This is a genomic window from Collimonas humicola (assembly GCF_018304945.1).
GTDB lineage: Bacteria > Pseudomonadota > Gammaproteobacteria > Burkholderiales > Burkholderiaceae_D > Collimonas > Collimonas humicola.
The window spans coordinates 391,141-410,581 of the sequence record NZ_JAGQEE010000003.1; the positions used below are offsets into that span (position 1 = coordinate 391,141).

A 19,441-nucleotide genomic window follows, 5' to 3' on the forward strand; every position below is an offset into this window, starting at 1 on the left:
GTAGGCTGGCAATCGTGCCGCTGTCCGAAAGGAGAATCGTCATGGCCGACGCCCATCATTCACTGACCTTGCAACTGCTGGAATGGATCGCGCAGGGTAAGCATCCCTACTCTGAAACCATCGATGTGTGGAAAACTTCCTGCCCGCGCTTCATGATCTGGGAAGACGCCTGCGCCGACGGCCTGGTCGATTCGCGGCCCGGCAGGGACGGCGTGGTGTCGCTTACCGCCAAGGGCGCGCAGCTGCTGTCGTGACGCACTCCGGCTTAACCCGCCGGCATGCGCTGGTGGAAGAAGGCTTGCTGGAACGTCATCTTTATTGCAAAAAGCCGCCGCGCCATGCATCCCGCCTGGCCCAATGCGGCCACGATTTCCGTCCGGCGCCGCCGACGCTGCCAGCCGGGCAACTAAAAAAACCGCGGATTTGCCGCTTCCAGGATTGCCGCAGCGGCCGCTCGTAGTATATAAAGATGGCACCCTGATTCCATCTTGCGGCGAGGCTGAATGTGAATGCATCCTGTTTTAGTCCGGTTCCCTGTCAATTGCAATACCAGCGCGGCGACCAGCTCATGCCGCGCCATCGCCACGATGCCAGCTACCTGGCGCTGGTCCTCTCGGGCCGCTACGAAGAGGCCGGCGATCGCGGCCGCTTCCTGGTCGGCGCCGGCGACATCGTGGTGCACGGCGCCTTTGAGGCGCACCTGAACCGCTATATTTCCGCCAGCTCCCTGATATTGAATATTCCCTTGCACACCTGGCAGGAACCGGCGGCGCCGCGGATGCAGATCGCCGATCCGGACAGCGCTGCGCGGCTGGCCGAGCGCGACCCGCGCGAAGCGGTCGCATTCGTGCTCTCCAATATGCGCGCCGCGCCCCTGCCCATGGCCGACTGGCCGGACCAGCTGGCCGCCGACCTGGCGCAGGATCCGCACCTGCGCCTGCAAAGCTGGGCGCAACAACGCGGCCTGGCCGACGCCACCGTTTCGCGCGGCTTCCGCAAGGTATTCGGCATCAGCCCTTCCGCCTATCGCGCCCAGTTGCGCGGACGACTGGCCTGGCGCCGCATCGTCGCCGGCGAACAGTCCCTGCCCGAGATCGCCATCGACTGCGGTTTTGCCGACCAGTCGCACATGACCCGCACGGTATGCGCCGTCACCGGACGCTCGCCAGGCGCCTGGCGCAACGAGGTCAAATAGATACAAGACAATTTCCGCGCCGCTGCGGCATCATCCGGCCATGAAACCAAAAACTTCTCCGATGGGACAGGCCCGCCGCCGCCACGCCAGCATCAATGCCTTGATGCTGGCCTGCGCCGTGGCTTCAGCGACCTGCACAAGCGCTCTGCAAGCCGCAGAGAATCTGGCCACCCAGCCTGCCGCCTCCGGCGCGCAGCAGGCAGCAGACGCCGCCAGGACGCTAACGGCCTACCGCAGCGCTGCCGGCGGCGCCGCCTGGCGCGGCAAGGCGACCTTGCAGGCGGTCTATGCCTATAGCGGCAACGATCTCAGCGGCACGGTGACATCCATCAGCGACGCCCGCCGCGGCTTCTTCATCGATGCCTTCGATACCGACCCGACCAGCGGCGCCAGCGGTTACGACGGCCAGTTGCCCTGGATGCGCGACCAATCCGGCGCGGTGACGCCGGAGCAAGGCGGCGACCGTATCCAGCTGGCGGTCAACGAAGCTTATCGAAACGCCAACAAGTGGTGGCTGCCGGATCATGGCGGCGCCGCCATCAGCAGCCTTGGCAGCAGGCAGGATGGCGAACGTAATTACACCGTGCTGAAGATCGTCCCCAAGGGCGGCAAGCCGTTCGAGGCGTGGTTCGACCAGCAATCGCATTTGCTGGCCAAGGTCGTCGAAGCGCAGCTGTTCCTCACCACCACCATCCGCTATGCCGACTATCGCGCGGTCGACGGCGTCATGCTTGCCGGCAGCATCAAGAGCGACAGCGGCGGCCCGCCGGAACTGCAGACGCTGACGCAAGCCCGTTTCCTGCCGGCGCGGCCGGCCAGCGCCTATGCGCCGCCGTCCTGGTCGCGCAGCAACCTGAGCCTGCCGGGCGGCAGCACCACGATTCCGTTCGAACTGCTCAACAACCATGTCTACGCCAAGGTCTTCATCAACGGCAAGGGCCCGTTCCGCTTCATCTTCGACACCGGCGGCCACAACATCCTGACGCCGGCGACTGCCGCGGCGCTGGGCCTCAAGCCCAAGGGCGATGCGCAATCAGGCGGCGCCGGCGAAAAGACGGTCAGCACCGGCTATGTCAAGGTCGACAAGATACAGGTCGGCGCCATGACCATGAGCGACACGCCAGCCTTCGTGCTCAATTTCAGTTCGGCCAAAACCGAGGGCTTCGACGAAGACGGCATGATCGGCTTTGAGGTGTTCCGCCGCTTCGTCACCACCTTCGACTACGGCGCGCAAACCCTGACCCTGACCGATCCCGCCAGCTTCTCGCCGGCCGAGGCCGGCAGGCCGGTGCCGTTCAAGTTTTACGACCACAGCGTGCAGGTCACGGGCACGGTCGACGGCGTCCCCGGCCGCTTCAATATCGACACCGGCTCGCGTTCCGAAATCACCCTGACCAAACCCTTCGTCGATAAAAACAAATGGCGCGAAAGCCATCCGCACGGCGCGCTGGCGATAGACGGCTGGGGCGTGGGCGGGCCGTCGCACTCGTATGTGGTGCGCGGCAGCGAACTGACGCTGGGCGATGTACGGCAGGAGAACGTCATCAACAGCCTGGCGCTGCAGGACAAGGGCGCATTTTCCGACACTAACTACGATGGCAATGTCGGCAGCGGCTTCATGAAGCGTTTCGCCGTCACCTTCGACTACGGCAACCGGATCATGTACCTCAAGCCGCGCGCCGCCCCGGTTGCAGACAGCGGCGTGTTCGACCGTGCCGGCATGTGGATCAATGCCGGCGACCAGGCCTTCGACGTGGTCGACGTCACCCCGGGCGGACCGGCGGCAGCGGCCGGCCTGCTGGTCGGCGACCGCATCGTCGCGGTCGACGGCGCGGCAGTGGCCTCTGCCCAGCTGCCCACCTTCCGCAAGCGCCTGCGCACCGAACCGGCCGGCAGCACGGTCAAGATCTCAGTCTTGTCCGGCACGGAAAAGCGCGAACTGCAGATCACCCTGCGCGACCAGCTGTAAGCCAGCCTGCAGCGCCACTGCTTCTCGCCGGCGGCAATTGGCGCTACAGTGTCGCTTTGGCATGCCGGCAAAGGAGCAGGAGATGGAATGGATTGACGAGCAGGCGGCGATCGACTGGAGCGCCTTGTCACAGCTTTACCGGATCGCGCCGCTGGGTGAAAAGGACCCGGCCGAGTTGCAGCTGGCTTTTTCCAACAGCCGCTACAAATGTTTTGTCTTTGAGCATGGCCAGCTCGTCGGCGTCGGCCGGGCGCTGGCCGACGGTGTCGACTGTTCCTATATCTGCGACGTCGCGGTGCATCCCGATTTCCAGGGAACGGGCCTGGGCAAGGCCATCATCACCCGGCTGCGCGATTTCTCCGCCGGCCACAAGAAGATCATCCTGTACGCGGTTCCCGGCAAAGAAGGCTTCTACAAAAAACTGGGATTCAAGCGCATGAACACCGCCATGGCGATATTCAGGAACCAGGAAAGCGCGCTCAAGACCGGGCTGTTGAATGAGTCCTGAGATGAACCCTGCTGAGAAATTTTTCCCGGGACGCACATGATTCGATGGGCAATAATAGGCAGCGGCGGCATCGCCGAACGCTTCGCCGCTGATTTTCAATACGTACAGGGCGCCCGGCTGGCCGGCGTGTTCTCGCGCCGGCTGGCATCGGCGCAGGAATTTGCCGCGCGTTTCCAGCTGCCGCACAGCTACGCCAGCCTGGATGCATTGCTGGCGGCGGATATCGACGCCGTGTACATCGCCACTCCGCACATGGAGCATGCCTCTTACGCGATCGCCTGCCTGCAAGCCGGGCTGGCGGTGCTGTCGGAAAAGCCGGCGGCGCCCAACCTGCAGCAGCTGGAATCGGTGCTGGCGGTGGCCGAACGGCAGCAAGTGCTGTTCATGGAAGCGATGAAGCCGGCCTTCTATCCGCTCTACCGGCAGATCAAGACCCTGCTGGGCGACGGTGCGATCGGCGAGGTCAATTTTGTCGATGCCGGTTTCTCTTACCTGTTCCACGACCGCGCGCATAAGGTGTTCGATCCGGCGCAGGCCGGCGGCAGCCTGCTGGACGTGGGAATCTATCCAGCCTTCCTGGCCTGCGACCTGCTCGGCCCGCCATCCCGGGTCAAGGCGCTGCTGGATATCGGCGCCAGCGGCGTCGACGAAACGGCGGTGCTCAGTACCCGCCATGCGCGCGGCATGGCCAGCCTGTTTTCCGGCATGCGCAGCGCCAGCGACGGCCGCGCGCTGATCGGCGGCAGCCAGGGACATCTGCTGATCGAAGGCAAATGGTGGAATCCCTCCAGGGCGCTGCTGGTGCGAGAATCCGGCGCCAGCGAGAAACTGTCGGCCGCGTACCTGGGCGACGGCCTGTGCCATGAAGCCCAGCATTTCACCAATCTGCTGCGCGATAAAAAAATACGCAGCGAGATCATGAGCTTTGAGCTGTCGCGCGCCATGATCGCGACACTGGACATGGCGCGCGCGGATGCCGGCTTGCGCTTTCCATTCGAGTAGTACCCGATCGCAACATCAACTCAATCGTCAGTTGCGTATCACGCCCATTATCGCGCCGATTATCACGCCAATGACATAGGGATTAACAGCAGCGCATGAACGCCGTCGCGGCGCATTGGCGTATGATGAAACTCCCCCTTTTCCAGGCGCCTGGCCTGGAGCCCGATAGACAAACAAGGAGTTTGACATGCTGACAAGCGCACGCAACGAATTCGCCGGCAAGGTCACAGCCATTCACGCCGGCGCGGTGAACGATGAAGTCGAGATCACGCTCGCCGGCGGCGACCGCATCGTGGCCGTGATCACCCGCGAAAGCACCAAGTACCTGGACCTGAAGACCGGCTCGGAAGCGCTGGCGCTGGTCAAGGCGCCGTGGATCATCTTGTCGACGCCGGACGCCGGCATCAAGTTTTCCACCCGCAACCGCCTGGAAGGCACCGTCAAGACGGTCAAGCCGGGGGCGGTGAATACCGAAGTGGAAGTCAGCCTCAAGGGCGGCCAGACGCTGGCTGCCATCATCACCCAGGAAAGTGCGCAAAACCTGGGCCTGGCGGCCGGCAAGGCGGTGGTCGCGATTTTCAAGGCATCCCATGTGATCGTCGGCGTCAAGGCCTGACCAGGCAGGAATCCGACAAAAGCGCGGCAGCCGGGCAAGACCCGGCTGCCTTCATGTTTCAGCGGTTCAGGGTTTTGTCTTGGCGGATGACTTCATCGGCATTCCTGTGCGCCAGGCTGCGCTCGATCAGGCAGTACTTCCTGGCGTTTTCTCTTGCGACCGCCACTTTCTGGCTGTCGGCCTGCAGCGAACAATCCAGCAATATCGATTTTTTCCATTCCACGAAATCGTCGGTCAGCTTTTGCCTGTCGGCACCGCTCAATGCCTGCGCGGCGGCCTGATGCGCATCGGCTACGGCCTTGTTCTGCACCTCCAGTTCTGCAGCCAGGCAGGCCGACTTCGACTCGTCGCTGCCGGCAGCGGCATAACAGGCTTTGAAACGGCTGGAGAAATCATGGCCGGCCGGCGCCGCGCCCGATAGCGCCGGCATCAGGATCAGTGCTGCAATTATGGCAAGGAGATGGCATTTCATGGCGGCGTCCGCGCGGCTTGAAAATCCAAGGATAGCAGCAATGACGGCCTCTCATGCGAGAGACAATGCACGGCGGCTAATTGCCTGCCGGCGCGGGCAGCGCGGTTCGCATTTCCGGGTTGGCCGGCAATTCCACCGAAGTCCGGCTTTCGCCCAGCACTTTGGTCTGCACCAGCTGGCCGCAACGCAAGGCGACCGAATTGCTGCTCACTTTTTCCAGCAGCAGGTCGCCGTCGAAACGTTGCGCTTCGCTGACCGTGAGCGAACCGCGCCGCTCATTGTTGAAGACGGCGATGCCGGCTTGGCGGTAGCCGCCCATCTCGACGCTGATCAGGCGCCATGAATCCAGGCGCTGCATGGAACAATCGCTATCAGTGCGGGCAGCGGCGGCGCTGACAGGCGCAGCCGCCCCGGAAACGACGGCTTCTGAAGCCGCGGCTGCGCCGCTGGCCGGCAGCAGCGCTATCGGCGCTTGCGAGGACGTAGCGGGCACGGTCAGCCACACCAGCAGTGCGATGAACGCACAGCCGGCCACGCCCAGCCCTATCGCCACTTTCTTTTCATTCATGCTCTGGTCCGCAACTTGTCGCCGATGTTGCCGATCCGGCGGCGCCGCTCAAGGCACGACGCCGGATCGGCCAGCTCCTACTTTACCAGCGCAGCACCGGCGGCCGCGTCAGGCCTTGCTGGCCTTCCGTGTAGCCCACCAGCGACTGCATGAAGTTGCTGTCGCCGCCCAGCGTGATCTTCAGGTCGTACCAGCCGTTGGTGGTGCTGAACTGGATGGTCGTGCTCCGCTTCGGCGCCACCGTGACGGTCTGGCTGCTGACGCTGCCTGCGGTGATCCGGTCCAGCAGCGTAAATACCGCGGTGTTGCTGGTGCCGCTATTGTCGAACAGGATGGCGACGCTCTGGCCGGCGCCGTTGTTGGTCAGCTGCACCTGCGGTTGCGGCTGGCCCTGCCATGCGGTGGCGCTGAGATAGCCCTTGAAGCGGCGGTAGAACTGGTTCGGCGCCAGCATTTCCAGGTCGTAGTAGCCGTTGCCGTAGCTGATCACATGCCAGTAGTCGCGCGACGTGGCGTTGGCCGCCATGGTGTACATCCACGGGTTGTCGGTGCGGTAGTTGTCCAGGTTGATCTGCAGCGGCGCCGGCTTGCTGCCGCCGTTGCTCCAGTTGGTCCAGATCTGCTTGTTGGCCAGGTCTTGCGTCAGCCAGCCGTTCAACTGGTAAGGCTGCACGCGCAGGGCCTTCTGCCCGGCTTCATACGGCGGCATGACCGTGCTGGCTGCCGGCGGCACCGGTTTCGGCAGGCTTTGCTGGCCGGCGGCCTGGGTTGCCAGCGCGGCGGTATTCGGCAGCACCGGGAAGGCGGCATTGCTGGTGGTGAAATCGAAACAGGAAGTCAGGTCGCCGCAGATGTCGCGCCGCCACTGGCTGATGTTGGGACAGGTGACGCCGGTCCATTTTTCCAGGAACTGGATAGTCGAGGTGTGATCGAATACCTCGCTGGCGACCCAGCCGCCGCGGCTCCACGGCGAACAGACGATGGTCGGTACGCGCGAGCCGAGGCCGATCGGCACGCCGCTGACGAATTCGTTGGCGGTGCCGGCCGGCGGCGTCGGCGTGGTGACATGATCGTAGAAGCCGCCATTTTCATCGTAGGTATAGATGAAAGCGGTCTTGGCCCACACCGCCGGATTCGAGGCGAGCGCCTGCAGGAACTGGTTGACGTAATCGACGCCGACGTTCGGCGAGCCGCTCGGATGTTCCGACTTGGCCGCCGGAGCGACGATCCAGGACACCGCCGGCAAGGTGTTGTTGGTGACATCGTTCTGGAAGTCCGCCAGCACCCGGGTCTGCACGCCGTTGATATACAGCGGCGAATTGGTCGGCAGGTTCTGGAACTGCTTGAACCAGGCCAGCGCGTTGTCGTCGTAGTTGTCGACTTCCTGGTAGGTGCGCCAGCTGATGCCGGCCGCCTGCAGCGCTTCCGGATAGGTCTGCCAGGTCAGCGAGCCGTAGGTAAAGCCGTTGGTGGTGGCGGGGCCGCCGTTCAGTCCCTGCGGATCGATGGTGCCGCTCATCAGGTACAGGCGGTTCGGATTGGTCGAGGTGCGCGCCGAGCAGAAATAGTTGTCGCACAGGGTGAAGGCATCGGCCAGCGCATAGTGGTACGGCAGGTCGCTGCGCGTCATGTAGGTATGCGCATTCATGCCCTTGTTGGGAATCCACTTGTCGCTGCGGCCCTTGTTCCAGGCAGCGGTGCCGGTATTCAAATCGTGCGGCACATCCGACAGCCACTGCGCCGAGGAAGTGCTGGAATTGAGGCGCCAAGGCGTGTACAGGGCGCCGGTGCTGTCGGCCTGGCTGAAGACGTTGCGGGACGTGCCCTGGATGGTGGCGGCGTGATCGTCGTTGAAACCGCGCGCGCCCTTGATGGTGCCGAAGTAATGGTCGAAGGAGCGGTTCTCCTGGCAAAAGATGACGACGTGCCCGATCGAACCCAGCGTGCCGCTGACGGCAGGCGCCGCCAGCGCCTGCTGGACAGCCGGCGGCAACATGGTCGCCCCCATCGCTGCCATAGAACCTTTGAGAAATTTTCTACGACTTGAGTGCGCCATGTCATTTCCATATAGAAAGAAAAGCCCGACTCTATAGCCGCTGTATGACCGGCGCATGACCGCCAAGTTACCTGTCGATGACGCTTGGCGAAGCAGGAAAAATCCTGGATGCGCACTGGAAATCGCAGCATCGCGCGCTTGACGCGGCCGGCATTCGCGACGCAAAAGCCGGCCGCGTTTTTCCACCGGCGTGTTAGCGCAACCATGATGGATGCGCCAGCCGGTGCGCGGCCAGATCTTGCCGACGTTCCGCGCCCATCAAGTGAATTTGATTGTTTCTTGACTCATGATTCTGCCCCGATTAATGTGGAAGAAAGCCCGGATCATCATTGTCGGTATGACACCAGCAGGATCACGGATACGCGAGCAAAAACGGATTTGAAGATGCAAAAGCGGAAACCCGGGCAAGTGCAGCGGCCGGCGCAGCGCACTCCTGAGCGCCGATTGCCGAATCACTCAAATCAACCGCATGAGAGTCGCAGCCGCGCGGGGAAATCTCCGATTTAAGCAAGCCTTAAGCAAAGCCAAGTAGAATTACCCGAAATGAACGCTTGCCTCCTATGCCAGTCGAATTGCATAGCAAGCCGGCCCTGGCCCGCAGGCGGCCATTATTGATAGCAAGGGCAGCAATATTATTGTTATTACTGTTTCCCGCCGCTCACGTGAGTACGAACATCGAACTGAAGGTTATATGCGCCTAAAAAATAGTCTGCTTTGTATCTTGTTGGCAATCTCGACCGCAGCCCACGCGCTGGAGTCGGGCCCGCCGCCGGTCCTGACGCCGTTGCAGCAGCAAGCGCAGGCCGCCCACCTGAGCGCGCAGTTCCTGACCCGCTTCCACTATAAGCCGGTGAAACTGGACGACGCGCTGGCGGAAAAAATCATCAACCGCTATGTCAAATCGCTGGATCCGGAAAAATTCTTTTTCATCCAGTCGGACATCGACCAGTTCACAGCCCAGACCAGCAAGCTCGACGATGCCATCTATAAAGAGGATCTGAGCATCCCTTTCAGCATTTTCAACCTGTATCAGCAACGCATCGTCGATCGCCTGACCTATGCGCGTGAACTGCTGAAGCAGGGTTTCGATTTCAGCCAGAAGGAAGAGTACGCCTTCGTGCGCGACAAGGAACCATGGCCGAAAACCGAGGCCGAGAGCCGCGACCTGTGGCGCAAGCGGGTCAAGAACGACTGGCTGCGCCTGAAACTGGCCGGCAAGAAGGATCCGGCGATACGCGACACGCTCAGTAAGCGCTACGAAAATTCGCTGGCGCGCGCCTACAAGTACAAGAGCGATGACGTGTTCCAGATCTTCATGAACGCTTACGCGACATCGATCGAACCGCATACCGATTATCTCGGCACCACCGCGGCGGCGGATTTCGACATCGCCATGAAGCTGTCGCTGGTCGGCATCGGAGCCGTGCTGCAGGAGCGCGATGAGTACACCACCATCCGCGAGCTGGTGCCGGGCGGTCCGGCGCAGCTGTCCGGCAAGATCGCTGTCGGCGACCGCATCGTCGGCGTGGCGCAAGGCGCCCAGGGCGCCATGACCGAAGTGGTCGGCATGCGCATCGACGACGTCGTCAAGCTGATCCGCGGCGCTAAGGATACCGTGGTGAAGCTCGACATCCTGCCGGCCGATGCCGGTCCGGACGCCAAGCACAAGCTGCTGAGCCTGGTGCGCAACAAGATCAGCCTGGAACAGCAGGCCGCCAAGAAAACCATCCTCTCGGTAAAGAATGGCGACAGCACCCGCAAGGTCGGCGTGATCACCCTGCCGGCGTTCTATGAAGATTTCGATGCGCGCGGCAAGGGCGACAAGAACTACCGCAGCGCCAGCCGCGACGTGGCGGCGCTGCTGAACGAGCTGAAGAAGGAAAAGGTCGACAGCGTGCTGGTCGACCTGCGCAACAACGGCGGCGGCTCGCTGACTGAAGCGGTGGACCTGACCGGGCTGTTTGTCGGCAAGGGACCGATCGTGCAGCAGCGCAATGCACGCGGCGAAGTCAATGTCGAAGCCGACGACCGCACCACGCCGGTGTGGAGCGGCCCGCTGGCAGTGCTGATCAACCGCGGTTCGGCCTCCGCCTCGGAAATTTTTGCGGCGGCGATCCAGGACTACGGACGCGGCGTCATCATCGGTGAAGGCAGCTTCGGCAAAGGCACCGTGCAAACCATGGTCAACCTCGACCAGCTGGCGCACAACGACAAGCCGAAGTTCGGCGAACTGAAGATGACCATCGCCCAGTTCTTCCGCATCAACGGCGGCACCACGCAGCTGCGCGGCGTCACGCCGGACGTCAGCCTGCCGGGTTTCTCGGATACCGAGAATTTCGGCGAATCGAGCTACGACAACGCGCTGCCATGGTCGGAAGTCAAGGCGGCAGACTATGCCAAGCTGGGCGACATCAAGGACCTGGCCCCGCAGCTCAAGATCCGGCATGACGCCCGGGTCGAGAAAGACAAGGACTACCAGCGCTTCGTGGAAGACGTGACTGAGGTCAACACTCAGCGCAAGAAGCGCTCCATCTCTCTCAATGAAGCCGACCGCCGCGCCGAAATGGCGCAGCAGGAAGCCCGCCTGCAAGCCCGCGCCAAGGATAGCGCCAGCGATGCCGCCAAAGGCAAGGACGCCGATGTCGTCGATGCCGATGCCAAGGACGACGGCCTGCAAGCGAATGAGCGCAGCCTGAGCGCCGAACTGGCGGCCGAGAAAAAGGCCAAGAGCGCGAAGGACGTGTTGCTGAACGAAGCGGCGCATATCCTTAGCGACGCCTCGGATCTGCAGAAGAACAATCCGAAATTCGCGGTGCAGCCGGTGGCAGCCGTGCCGGCAAAATGATGTATCCAGAAACGCCGCGGCGCTGAAGCAGGCGTCCCCGGCGCCGCTGAAAAGACAGGCAGATGCCTGTCTTTTTTTTCGCCTGGCAAGAAGCCGGAAGATGCGGATCTCAGTTTCTGTCGTGGCCCGCTGAAGCGCCGCCGAGCTGGTCCGCCTCGGCGGTTTCATATGACAAGGTTCGCCGTTGTATCGCATTCAGTATCGCCAGGCTGTAGGCGCCGGCTTCCAGCCGCAAATCCCTGGCGTGGGCAATCTCCTGGTACAGCGCCTCGATCTCCCCAACGGCGCGCCGGTTGCGCGGCTCGCTGTCGAACACAGATTGCCCTTGCTGCAGCAGGCGGTTGTCTTCCAGCCACTCGTGGATCACGGTCTGCGCCAGCGCCGCCGTCAGGACCTTGTCGGCGAAGACGCGGGCATCGCTGCTTCCTTCGGCCCCAGCGGCATCGCCAAAAGCGCTGATGGCTTGCAATCCGACCACCAGCACCCGCAACGCCGGATTGAACAGGCGCAGGGCTTCGATGCGCTGGATCAGGTTCTCGCGGCGCTTGAGGTCGCCGCCGCGCGAACCGACCGGCACCAGCAGCACATCGGTCGCCACCAGCGCCGAATCGGCATTCCAGGAATCGCTGCCGTCGGTGTCGATGACGATGTCCTGGAAGTGGCTGCGATAATAGGAAAGCGGATTTTCCAGTTCCGACGGCAAGCCCTCCATGCCGCGCACGGCCAGCTTGATCCTGGCGTCGGCGGCGGCGCGGCGCTCGCCCCAGTGCAAGGAATACTTGAGCGAAGTGGCATCGATCAGCAGGACCTTGCGATGCTGCCGTGCGCAGAAGGTCGCCAGGTTGGCAGCCAGGATGGCGCGTTTGGTGCTGTCGTCTTCGCTGAAAATAGTGATGATCATATTTCCTCCTATGCGTTAGGGCCTGCTGACCTATGATTTGGGAGATGCGATGCGCATTCTGAAGTGCGATGCGCTACGCATAGCGGCACGTGCATGGATCGCTGTGACAGAATCAGTGTAGTTGGAGGCGTATAAAGATGTCGTAAAAAAACGGCGTCCTGGCATAAACGTCCGCTAAAAATATCGCCCTGGAAGGCCCCTGCAAAAGCTGCCGCAAGCGTGCTAGGATCGACCTTCACCGACAAATATGGATTCAGGCCAGATATAAAAATGATCACCATCAGCAGCTACTCGGATGCCTATCGCGACGGCGTCGCCAACCTGATCCTGCCGATCCAGCAACAGGAATTCGGCCTCGCCATCAGCTTGCAGGACCAGCCGGACCTGCTCGACATCCCGAATTTTTATCAAAGCGGCCATGGCAATTTCTGGCTGGCGCTGGCGGCAGACGAGGTGGTGGGCAGCATCTCGCTGCGCGACATCGGCAACCGCCAGGGCGCGCTGCGCAAGATGTTCGTGCAGGCGCCGTTCCGCGGCCGCGAGCACCAGGTCGCGCAGCGCTTGCTGCAGACATTGGTCGACTGGTCGCGGGAACAGGGATTGCAGGAAGTATTTCTCGGCACGACAGCAGCCTTCCTGGCGGCGCATCGCTTCTATGAAAAGAACGGCTTCATCGAGATTGCGCCGGCGGATCTGCCGCCGGCGTTCCCGCGCATGGCGCTGGACACCAGATTCTACCGGCTCAGCCTGTAACGACGAGGGCCTAGCCTAGCCGCTCCACCAGGAAATCGACAAAGGTGCGCAGCTTGGCGGTCGGCCGCGAATCGCGGGTGCGCACCAGATGGATAGGCCGGGCCGGCAGGCTCCACTTCGGCAATAGCTGCACCAGCTGGCCCGAAGCGATGGCGGCGTCCAGCAGCACGTCGGCTTGCACCACCACGCCGATGCCGTTCAGCGCCGCGGTCAACAGCGCCTGGCCGTTATTGCTGACAAAGGAACCGCGCACCGGCACCTCCTCAAGCTGCTCGCCCTGGGTAAAACGCCAGGAGTGATCCTTCCCCCATGACATGAAGCCCAGGCAATTGTGCCCGGCCAGCTCGGCTGGATGCCGCGGCTTGCCGTGGCGTTTCAGGTAGGCCGGGCTGGCCGCCGCAAACATGCGCGACGAGCGCAGCGGACGGGCGATCAGGTTGGCGCCATCCACCGCGCCGGAGCGCAGCGCCACTTCAAACCCCTCTTCCACCATATCCACCACGCGGTCGTTCAAGACCAGCTCCACCTGCACTTCCGGATACAGCGTCATGTATTCGCCGATCAAGGGCACCAGCCGGTGCGCGCCATAAGTCACCGGCGCAGTCATGCGCAGCTTGCCGCGCGGGACGGCGCGCAAGGCTTCGGCGACGTGATCCGCGGCCTGCACGCTGCTCAGCACGTCGCGGCAGCGCTCCACATACACGCTGCCGATTTCGGTCAGGCTGTGGCGGCGCGTAGTGCGGTCCAGCAGGCGGGCGCCGAGATGCGTCTCCAGCGCCCGCACGTGATTGGCGACCATGGTGGTCGACAGCGAAAACTCTTCCGCCGCCGCGGCGAAGCTGCCTTTTTCCACCACGCGGACGAATACGGCCATGCTGGTCAATCTATCCATTCGGAAGCCTGAGTGTTGAGTGTTGAAAGTATTGGCCAGTTTATCAAACATGGCGCCGGAGTGAGAATGGCCACATCTAGCCACGATATGGAGAAGAAAATGAAGCCACACAGCCTTTTGCGCAGTCTCGCCTTGTCGACAGCCTTGCTGGGCGCCTTGTCTTGCGCAGCGCAGCCTGCGCGTGCCGCCGGCGCCGCAAAGACCTTGCCGGCCCTGAGCCTGCCGGCGGACTGGTATCCGGAGAGCCTGGCGACCGGAGCGGACGGCGCCTTCTACGTAGGCAGCTGGCGCCAAGGCGCGGTGGCGCGGGTGCGGCCGGATGGCAGCGCGCCGGAAATCCTGGTGACGCCCGGCTCCAACGGCCTCGCCAATGGCCAGGGCGTGCTGGTCGATACAGCGCATCAGCTGCTGTGGGTCTGCTCGGGCAACTGGGGCTACACCAGCGTGCCGTCCACGCCAAGCGCACTGAAAAGCTATGACCTCGCCAGCGGTGCGCCGCGCGCCAGCTATGCCATGCCGGACAAAGGCTATTGCAACGACCTGGCGCAGGACAGCCATGGCACGCTGTACGTCACCGATTCCTTCCATCCGCGCGTATTGCGCCTGCAGCCGGGAGCGGCCGAATTGACAGTCTGGAAGGAAGATCCGGGCATGGGCGCCGGCAGCGACGGCCTCTACCTGAACGGCATCGCGCTGGACGGCGACCGCCGCCTGTACGTCAGCCTGGTGGCTGCAGTACCGTATGTACTGCGCGTAGATGTCGAAGATAACGGCGCAGCCGGCGCGGTGAGCCGCATCGAGATGCCGCGCGTGCTGAAGAACGCCGACGCCATCCGCATCTACGCTCCCGGCCGCATGGCGATCTTCGAGAGCAATGCCTTCGGCAAGACCGGCCCTTACGGCGGCCAGATCAGCATCGCTAAAATAGACGGCGGCAGCGCGGCGCTGGACACCATCGTCAGCGGACTGAACGATCCCTCATCCGGGGTCATCGTCGGCAACCGCGTGTACTTCATCGAATCCAAGTATGGCCTGCTGTTCCAGCACAAGGAGCATCCGGAAGAAATCCCGACGGACGTGCCGTTCGACCTGCAATCGCGCGAGTTGCCGAGATAATTTATTTTTTCCGCGAGCGCTGCCTGCGGACTGCCGTCAAGCTGCCTTGGTAGTCCGCCACTTGCTGCCTCAGCCAGGCCAGCAGCAGCAACAGCTTGGGCGACTGATGGCTGCGCACCGGCCAGACCAGGAAATAGCGCGATGGGTGCGGCGCTTCGATATCGGTGAGCCGGACCAGCTGCCGCCGCTCGATCATGGCGTGGGCGATCGAGCGCCGCGTCAGCGCAATGCCGTAACCCAGCCTGGCGGCTTCCAGCATCATGCTCGAATCGGTGAACTCCAGCGCCGCCCGCGGACGCAAGTGCTCGCAACCGGCCGCCGCCAGCCACACCGGCCAGCTTTCGCTGGCGTGCAGCAGCGGCAGCTGCATGAGCTGATCCGGCGCGATGGCCAGGTCGCCGCCGTTGAAGCCCGGCGCGGCGACCACCAGCAAGCTGTCGTCCATCAAGGGTTCGCAATGCAGGTCCGGCCACTGGCCATGGCCGAAGCGGATCGCACAATCGGGCAGCTCGTTTTCAAAGTCCGCGAACGCCATGCTCGCCGCCAGGCTGATCTGCAGCTCCGGATGGGCTGCGATGAAATCGTGCAGGCGCGGCAGCAGCCAGAAGGTGCCGAAGGACGGCACCACCGAAATCGTCAGCCGGCTGTCGCGCGGCCGGCGCTGGATTTTCTCGGTGGCGCCGGCGATCTCGGCCAGCGCCTGGCGCACCTGGTAGGCATAGATGCGCCCTTCTTCCGTCAGCGTCAGGGCGCGGCCTGCGCGCGTCACCAGCGCCAGGCCGATGTAATCCTCCAGCGCCTTGACCTGATGGCTGACGGCGCTGTGCGTGACGTGCAGCTCTTCGGCGGCATCGACCACTTTCCCCAGGCGGGCGAGGGCTTCAAATGCGCGCAATGCGGGCAGGGGCGGCAGTTTCACCGTGAATTTCTTTCGCAAAAAGTGTGAAAAAGAAGCGCTATACAACCGCCTGGGCGGATTTGATAATGCATTGCCTGCCCGACAAGGTCCGGTCGCGGCACTTCCATCAACCACCAGGAATGAGAAACCCCATGATACTCAATGAAATCCAAACCATGCTGAAAGATTATTTCGACGTGCTGCAAACCCAGGACCTGGGCAAGTTCGACCAGGTGTTCCATCCCGGCTGCGTCTTGTACTCGGCGCAGGACGGCGCCGTCACCGTGCGTCCCTTCCAGGAATACCGCAAGATGGTGCAGGGCCGCGAATCGCCGCAGGCACGCGGCTTTGCACGCCTGGACGAAATCATGATGGTCGATGTGATGTCGCCGGAAATGGCGATGGTCAAGGTGCGCCTGCGGCTGTTCGACAACATCATGGTCGACTACCTCAACCTGCTCAAGGTGGAAGGCAGGTGGACCATCGTCGCCAAGCTGTTCCATCGGGCGGAAACGCTCGCAGCCTGAGGCGCAGCTTCAGGTTGAACCTCAGGTGATCGGCGCCGGATTGAACAGGGTCAGGGCATTGTGCAGCTTGTGATGTTCGGCCCAGGTCTGCTTGCGGCCGCTGGCGACGTCCAGCATCAGGCGGAACAATTCCCAGCCGACCTCTTCGATGCTCGCTTCGCCGCTGGCGATGCGGCCGGCGTTGACATCCATCAGGTCGTGCCAGCGCCGCGCCAGGTCGTTGCGCGTGGCTACCTTGATCACCGGCACCGCGGCCAGGCCGTAGGGCGTGCCGCGCCCGGTGGTAAACACATGCAGGTTCATGCCGGCGGCCAGCTGCAAGGTGCCGCAGACGAAATCGCTGGCTGGGGTAGCGGCGTAGATCAACCCTTTTTGCCTGACCTTGTCGCCGGGAGAGAGCACGCCGGAAATGGCGCTGCTGCCGGATTTGACGATGGAGCCCATGGCTTTTTCGACGATATTCGCGAGGCCGCCTTTTTTATTGCCAGGCGTGGTGTTGGCGCTGCGGTCGACGCCGCCGCGGGTCAGGTAATCGTCGTACCAGGCCATCTCGTGGATCATCGCCGCCGCAATCTCTGGATTTGCTGCGCGCGCGGTGAGCTGGTCGATGCCGTCGCGCACCTCGGTGGTTTCAGAAAACATCACGGTGGCGCCGGCCCGCACCAGCAGATCGGTGGCATAGCCTACCGCCGGATTGGCGGTGACGCCGGAAAAGGCATCGCTGCCGCCGCACTGCACGCCCACCGTCAGTTCCGACGCCGGACAGGTTTCGCGGCGGCGCCCGTTCAATTCGTTCAATTGTTCTTCCGCGGTCGCCATGATGGAAACAATCATCGACTCGAAACCGACATGCTCCGCATCCTGCAGGCACACCACGCGCAGGCCGTCCTCCTTGCCGCCGGTGTTCTGGATCGGGATCGCCCCTTGCGGAAACAAGCGGCCGGGCTGCAGCTTTTCGCAGCCCAGGCTGACCACCATGGCCTGGCCGCCGAAGTTCGGATTCATGCTGATGTTGCGCAAGGTGCGGATCGGGATCTCGGCGCCCGGCGCATCGATCGCCACGCCGCAGCCGTAGGTGTGCTCAAGGCCGATGACGTCGTCCACATTGGGATACCTGGGCAGCAGCTCGGCCTTGATGCGCTTGACCGCGTGTTCCACCACGCCCGACACGCATTGCACCGTGGTGCTGATCGCCAGGATGTTGCGAGTGCCGACCGTGCCGTCGGCGTTGCGGTAGCCTTCGAAGGTGTAGCCATCCAGCGGCGCGGCCGCGGCCGGCACCCGGGTGGCGATCGGCAGGTTGGTCAGCTCACGCGCCGGCGGCATCCGCACCAGCGATTCTTCTATCCAGCTGCCTTGGGGAATGGCGCGCTGCGCATAGCCGATGGCGACGCCGTAACGGATGATGGCCTCGCCTTCGGCCAGGTCGCGCAACGCCAGCTTGTGCCCTTGCGGCACCTTGTCGCGCAGCGCCAGGCCGCAGGGAAATACAGTCCCCGCCGGCAGGCCGCCGTCGTTCGCCACGATGGCGACGTTGTCCTCGTCCTGCATGCGGATATATAAAGGCGCGCCGGCGGCGGCTGCGCTTGCGGTTGTGGCGTTCATCGTGTTTCCACTCCAGATAATTTCTTGTAGGGCGGCTCCGCATCGTCGAGCGGCTTGAGCACCACCCGCTTGATATCCTTGACGATCACCAGGTAGCTGATCACCGCCAGCAAGGCATTGGCGCCGACGTACACCAGCGCCCATTCGAAGTTGCCGGTTTCCTTGATGATATAGCCGATCACGATGGGCGCCGTGATGCCGGCGATATTGCCGAATGTATTGAACAGGCTACCGGTGAGGCCGATGATCTCTTTCGGCGAGGTATCCGCCACCACCGCCCAGCCCAGCGCGCCGACACCCTTGCCGAAGAATGCCAGGGCCATGATGCCGACCACCATCCACTGGGTATCGACGTAGTTGCACAAGACCATAGTGGTCGACAGCAGCAGGCCGGCGACGATGGGAATCTTGCGCGCCCATGTCAGCGAAAAGCCGCGCTTGATCAGGCGGTCCGAGATGACGCCGCCCAGCACGCCGCCGAGAAAGCCGCAGATCGCCGGCAGCGAAGCCACCATGCCTGCTTTCAGGATCGACATGCCGCGCTCCTGCACCAGATAGATCGGGAACCAGGTCAGGAAAAAATAGGTGATGGTATTGATGCAGTACTGGCCCAGGTAGACGCCGGCCAGCATGCGGTTGCCCAGCAGCTGCTTGAGATGGCCGAGCTTGACGCCGCGATTGACCTGGCCGCCCTTGCCTGCCTCCAGGCCCTGGTCCATATCGACCAGGCCGCCGCCGTCGCGGATGTGCGCCAATTCGGGCTGGGTCATGCGCGGATGGCCTTTCGGGCTATGCATGGCGCGCATCCAGATCATGCTCAGCAGCATGCCGCCGACGCCCATGACGACGAAGGTTTCCGACCAGCCGTAAGCGTGGGTGATCCATGCCATCAAGGGTGCGAACAGCACCGTGGCGAAATATTGGGCAGAGTTGAAAATCGCCGATGCAGTGCCGCGCTCGGTAGTAGGAAACCAGGCGGCGACAATGCGGCCGTTGGCGGGGAAAGATGGCGCTTCAGCCAGTCCCACCATGAAGCGCAGCATGAACAATGCCGGCACCGCCCAGGCGGCGCCGAGAAAATGCACGCCGCCCTGCAGCAAGGTGAACAGCGACCAGATAAAGATGCTGGCGGCATACACCCGCTTGGAACCGTAGCGATCCAGCAGCCAGCCGCCAGGCAACTGCCCCAGCACGTAGGCCCAGCTGAAGGCCGAGAAAATGAAACCCATGGTGACGGCGTCGAAACCCAGCTCGCTCTTCATGGCCGTGCCGGCAATCGACAGGATTGCGCGGTCGGCGTAGTTGAAAGTGGTTACTGCAAACAACATGAACAAGATCATGTAGCGCACATTGCCGCGCCGGCCCTGCACCGGTGCCGGTGCACCCGCTTTATCGATATTCAAAACGTCTCCTGTTGCTGCCAGCGTCTGCGCTGGCGGTGGAATAGCTGCCAAGCACTATTTTTATTGTTATTTATCCTAAACCGATGTTATGTTATCAGTCATCCTACAACTAGTT

18 protein-coding genes are annotated in these 19,441 nt (G+C 62.8%); 10 read left to right on the top strand and 8 right to left on the bottom strand.

Translation table 11 applies throughout. The features are described 5' to 3' along the window. The first annotated feature begins 41 nt into the window (after positions 1 to 41). The 6 genes from KHU30_RS13300 (at position 42) to KHU30_RS13325 (ending at position 5,290) form a co-directional block, all read left to right on the top strand. Positions 42 to 254, top strand: coding sequence for a hypothetical protein (locus KHU30_RS13300; RefSeq protein WP_211443078.1), 213 nt, complete (start codon positions 42 to 44; stop codon positions 252 to 254). A gap of 314 nt (positions 255 to 568) precedes the next feature. Then, positions 569 to 1,195, top strand: coding sequence for a helix-turn-helix domain-containing protein (locus KHU30_RS13305; protein ID WP_211443079.1), 627 nt, complete (start codon positions 569 to 571; stop codon positions 1,193 to 1,195). Between the two features lie 40 nt (positions 1,196 to 1,235). Beyond that, complete coding sequence (locus KHU30_RS13310) at positions 1,236 to 3,164, top strand: aspartyl protease family protein (RefSeq protein ID WP_211443080.1); 1,929 nt, start codon at positions 1,236 to 1,238, stop codon at positions 3,162 to 3,164. 82 nt (positions 3,165 to 3,246) lie between these two features. Then, positions 3,247 to 3,672, top strand: coding sequence for a GNAT family N-acetyltransferase (locus KHU30_RS13315; protein WP_211443081.1), 426 nt, complete (start codon positions 3,247 to 3,249; stop codon positions 3,670 to 3,672). A 36-nt stretch (positions 3,673 to 3,708) separates the two neighbouring features. Next, entirely contained in the window at positions 3,709 to 4,674 is a 966-nt protein-coding gene (locus KHU30_RS13320) for a Gfo/Idh/MocA family protein (RefSeq protein WP_211443082.1), read from the top strand. A gap of 187 nt (positions 4,675 to 4,861) precedes the next feature. Further along, on the top strand, positions 4,862 to 5,290 hold the full coding sequence (locus tag KHU30_RS13325; protein ID WP_211443083.1) for a TOBE domain-containing protein: 429 nt from the start codon (positions 4,862 to 4,864) through the stop codon (positions 5,288 to 5,290). 58 nt (positions 5,291 to 5,348) lie between these two features. Here KHU30_RS13325 and KHU30_RS13330 read toward each other — a convergent pair whose 3' ends face one another. From KHU30_RS13330 to KHU30_RS13340, 3 genes are all read right to left on the bottom strand, one after another. Continuing rightward, a complete protein-coding gene (locus tag KHU30_RS13330; protein WP_211443084.1) occupies positions 5,349 to 5,762 on the bottom strand; it encodes a hypothetical protein in 414 nt (137 codons plus the stop codon). 76 nt (positions 5,763 to 5,838) lie between these two features. Beyond that, positions 5,839 to 6,330, bottom strand: coding sequence for a hypothetical protein (locus tag KHU30_RS13335; protein WP_211443085.1), 492 nt, complete (start codon positions 6,328 to 6,330; stop codon positions 5,839 to 5,841). Positions 6,331 to 6,412: 82 nt separating this feature from the next. Continuing rightward, positions 6,413 to 8,443: a phosphocholine-specific phospholipase C gene (locus tag KHU30_RS13340; protein WP_329956679.1), complete on the bottom strand. Its 2,031-nt coding sequence runs from the start codon at positions 8,441 to 8,443 to the stop codon at positions 6,413 to 6,415. Positions 8,444 to 9,110: 667 nt separating this feature from the next. On the opposite strand from KHU30_RS13340, the gene KHU30_RS13345 reads away from it, so the two are divergent. Further along, the gene (locus KHU30_RS13345; protein ID WP_413541689.1) at positions 9,111 to 11,231 is read left to right on the top strand and encodes a carboxy terminal-processing peptidase; all 2,121 of its coding nucleotides are present in this window, start codon (positions 9,111 to 9,113) and stop codon (positions 11,229 to 11,231) included. A 109-nt stretch (positions 11,232 to 11,340) separates the two neighbouring features. Here KHU30_RS13345 and KHU30_RS13350 read toward each other — a convergent pair whose 3' ends face one another. Next, complete coding sequence (locus KHU30_RS13350) at positions 11,341 to 12,132, bottom strand: hypothetical protein (protein ID WP_211443088.1); 792 nt, start codon at positions 12,130 to 12,132, stop codon at positions 11,341 to 11,343. A 270-nt stretch (positions 12,133 to 12,402) separates the two neighbouring features. Between KHU30_RS13350 and KHU30_RS13355 the strand changes: the two genes are divergently transcribed. Then, on the top strand, positions 12,403 to 12,885 hold the full coding sequence (locus KHU30_RS13355; RefSeq protein ID WP_211443089.1) for a GNAT family N-acetyltransferase: 483 nt from the start codon (positions 12,403 to 12,405) through the stop codon (positions 12,883 to 12,885). 10 nt (positions 12,886 to 12,895) lie between these two features. On the opposite strand, the gene KHU30_RS13360 is transcribed toward KHU30_RS13355, so the two are convergent. Further along, the gene (locus tag KHU30_RS13360; RefSeq protein WP_211443090.1) at positions 12,896 to 13,777 is read right to left on the bottom strand and encodes a LysR family transcriptional regulator; all 882 of its coding nucleotides are present in this window, start codon (positions 13,775 to 13,777) and stop codon (positions 12,896 to 12,898) included. Positions 13,778 to 13,876: 99 nt separating this feature from the next. Between KHU30_RS13360 and KHU30_RS13365 the strand changes: the two genes are divergently transcribed. Beyond that, complete coding sequence (locus KHU30_RS13365) at positions 13,877 to 14,893, top strand: SMP-30/gluconolactonase/LRE family protein (protein ID WP_230427361.1); 1,017 nt, start codon at positions 13,877 to 13,879, stop codon at positions 14,891 to 14,893. A 1-nt stretch (position 14,894) separates the two neighbouring features. Here the strand turns inward: KHU30_RS13365 and gcvA are convergent, their stop codons facing one another. After that, entirely contained in the window at positions 14,895 to 15,812 is a 918-nt protein-coding gene (gene gcvA, locus KHU30_RS13370) for a transcriptional regulator GcvA (protein ID WP_211443091.1), read from the bottom strand. A gap of 131 nt (positions 15,813 to 15,943) precedes the next feature. On the opposite strand from gcvA, the gene KHU30_RS13375 reads away from it, so the two are divergent. Then, complete coding sequence (locus KHU30_RS13375) at positions 15,944 to 16,318, top strand: nuclear transport factor 2 family protein (protein ID WP_211443092.1); 375 nt, start codon at positions 15,944 to 15,946, stop codon at positions 16,316 to 16,318. Between the two features lie 21 nt (positions 16,319 to 16,339). Here KHU30_RS13375 and garD read toward each other — a convergent pair whose 3' ends face one another. Both garD and KHU30_RS13385 read right to left on the bottom strand, forming a co-directional pair. Then, entirely contained in the window at positions 16,340 to 17,923 is a 1,584-nt protein-coding gene (garD, locus tag KHU30_RS13380; RefSeq protein ID WP_211443093.1) for a galactarate dehydratase, read from the bottom strand. Further along, on the bottom strand, positions 17,920 to 19,263 hold the full coding sequence (locus KHU30_RS13385; RefSeq protein ID WP_211443255.1) for an MFS transporter: 1,344 nt from the start codon (positions 19,261 to 19,263) through the stop codon (positions 17,920 to 17,922). The genes garD and KHU30_RS13385 overlap by 4 nt, the downstream gene beginning before the upstream one ends. Between the last annotated feature and the right edge of the window lie 178 nt (positions 19,264 to 19,441).

Bases quoted from the DNA above. Each gene is read 5' to 3' on its own strand.
- KHU30_RS13365 (WP_230427361.1), top strand. From the start codon at position 13,877: ATGAAGCCACACAGCCTTTTGCGCAGTCTCGCCTTGTCGACAGCCTTG.
- KHU30_RS13350 (WP_211443088.1), bottom strand. From the start codon at position 12,132: ATGATCATCACTATTTTCAGCGAAGACGACAGCACCAAACGCGCCATC.
- KHU30_RS13320 (WP_211443082.1), top strand. From the start codon at position 3,709: ATGATTCGATGGGCAATAATAGGCAGCGGCGGCATCGCCGAACGCTTC.
- KHU30_RS13310 (WP_211443080.1), top strand. From the start codon at position 1,236: ATGAAACCAAAAACTTCTCCGATGGGACAGGCCCGCCGCCGCCACGCC.
- KHU30_RS13385 (WP_211443255.1), bottom strand. From the start codon at position 19,263: ATGATCTTGTTCATGTTGTTTGCAGTAACCACTTTCAACTACGCCGAC.
- KHU30_RS13300 (WP_211443078.1), top strand. From the start codon at position 42: ATGGCCGACGCCCATCATTCACTGACCTTGCAACTGCTGGAATGGATC.
- KHU30_RS13315 (WP_211443081.1), top strand. From the start codon at position 3,247: ATGGAATGGATTGACGAGCAGGCGGCGATCGACTGGAGCGCCTTGTCA.
- KHU30_RS13325 (WP_211443083.1), top strand. From the start codon at position 4,862: ATGCTGACAAGCGCACGCAACGAATTCGCCGGCAAGGTCACAGCCATT.
- garD (WP_211443093.1), bottom strand. From the start codon at position 17,923: ATGAACGCCACAACCGCAAGCGCAGCCGCCGCCGGCGCGCCTTTATAT.
- KHU30_RS13335 (WP_211443085.1), bottom strand. From the start codon at position 6,330: ATGAATGAAAAGAAAGTGGCGATAGGGCTGGGCGTGGCCGGCTGTGCG.
- KHU30_RS13330 (WP_211443084.1), bottom strand. From the start codon at position 5,762: ATGAAATGCCATCTCCTTGCCATAATTGCAGCACTGATCCTGATGCCG.
- KHU30_RS13355 (WP_211443089.1), top strand. From the start codon at position 12,403: ATGATCACCATCAGCAGCTACTCGGATGCCTATCGCGACGGCGTCGCC.
- KHU30_RS13340 (WP_329956679.1), bottom strand. From the start codon at position 8,443: ATGCGCCGGTCATACAGCGGCTATAGAGTCGGGCTTTTCTTTCTATAT.
- KHU30_RS13360 (WP_211443090.1), bottom strand. From the start codon at position 13,777: ATGGATAGATTGACCAGCATGGCCGTATTCGTCCGCGTGGTGGAAAAA.
- KHU30_RS13305 (WP_211443079.1), top strand. From the start codon at position 569: ATGCCGCGCCATCGCCACGATGCCAGCTACCTGGCGCTGGTCCTCTCG.
- KHU30_RS13375 (WP_211443092.1), top strand. From the start codon at position 15,944: ATGATACTCAATGAAATCCAAACCATGCTGAAAGATTATTTCGACGTG.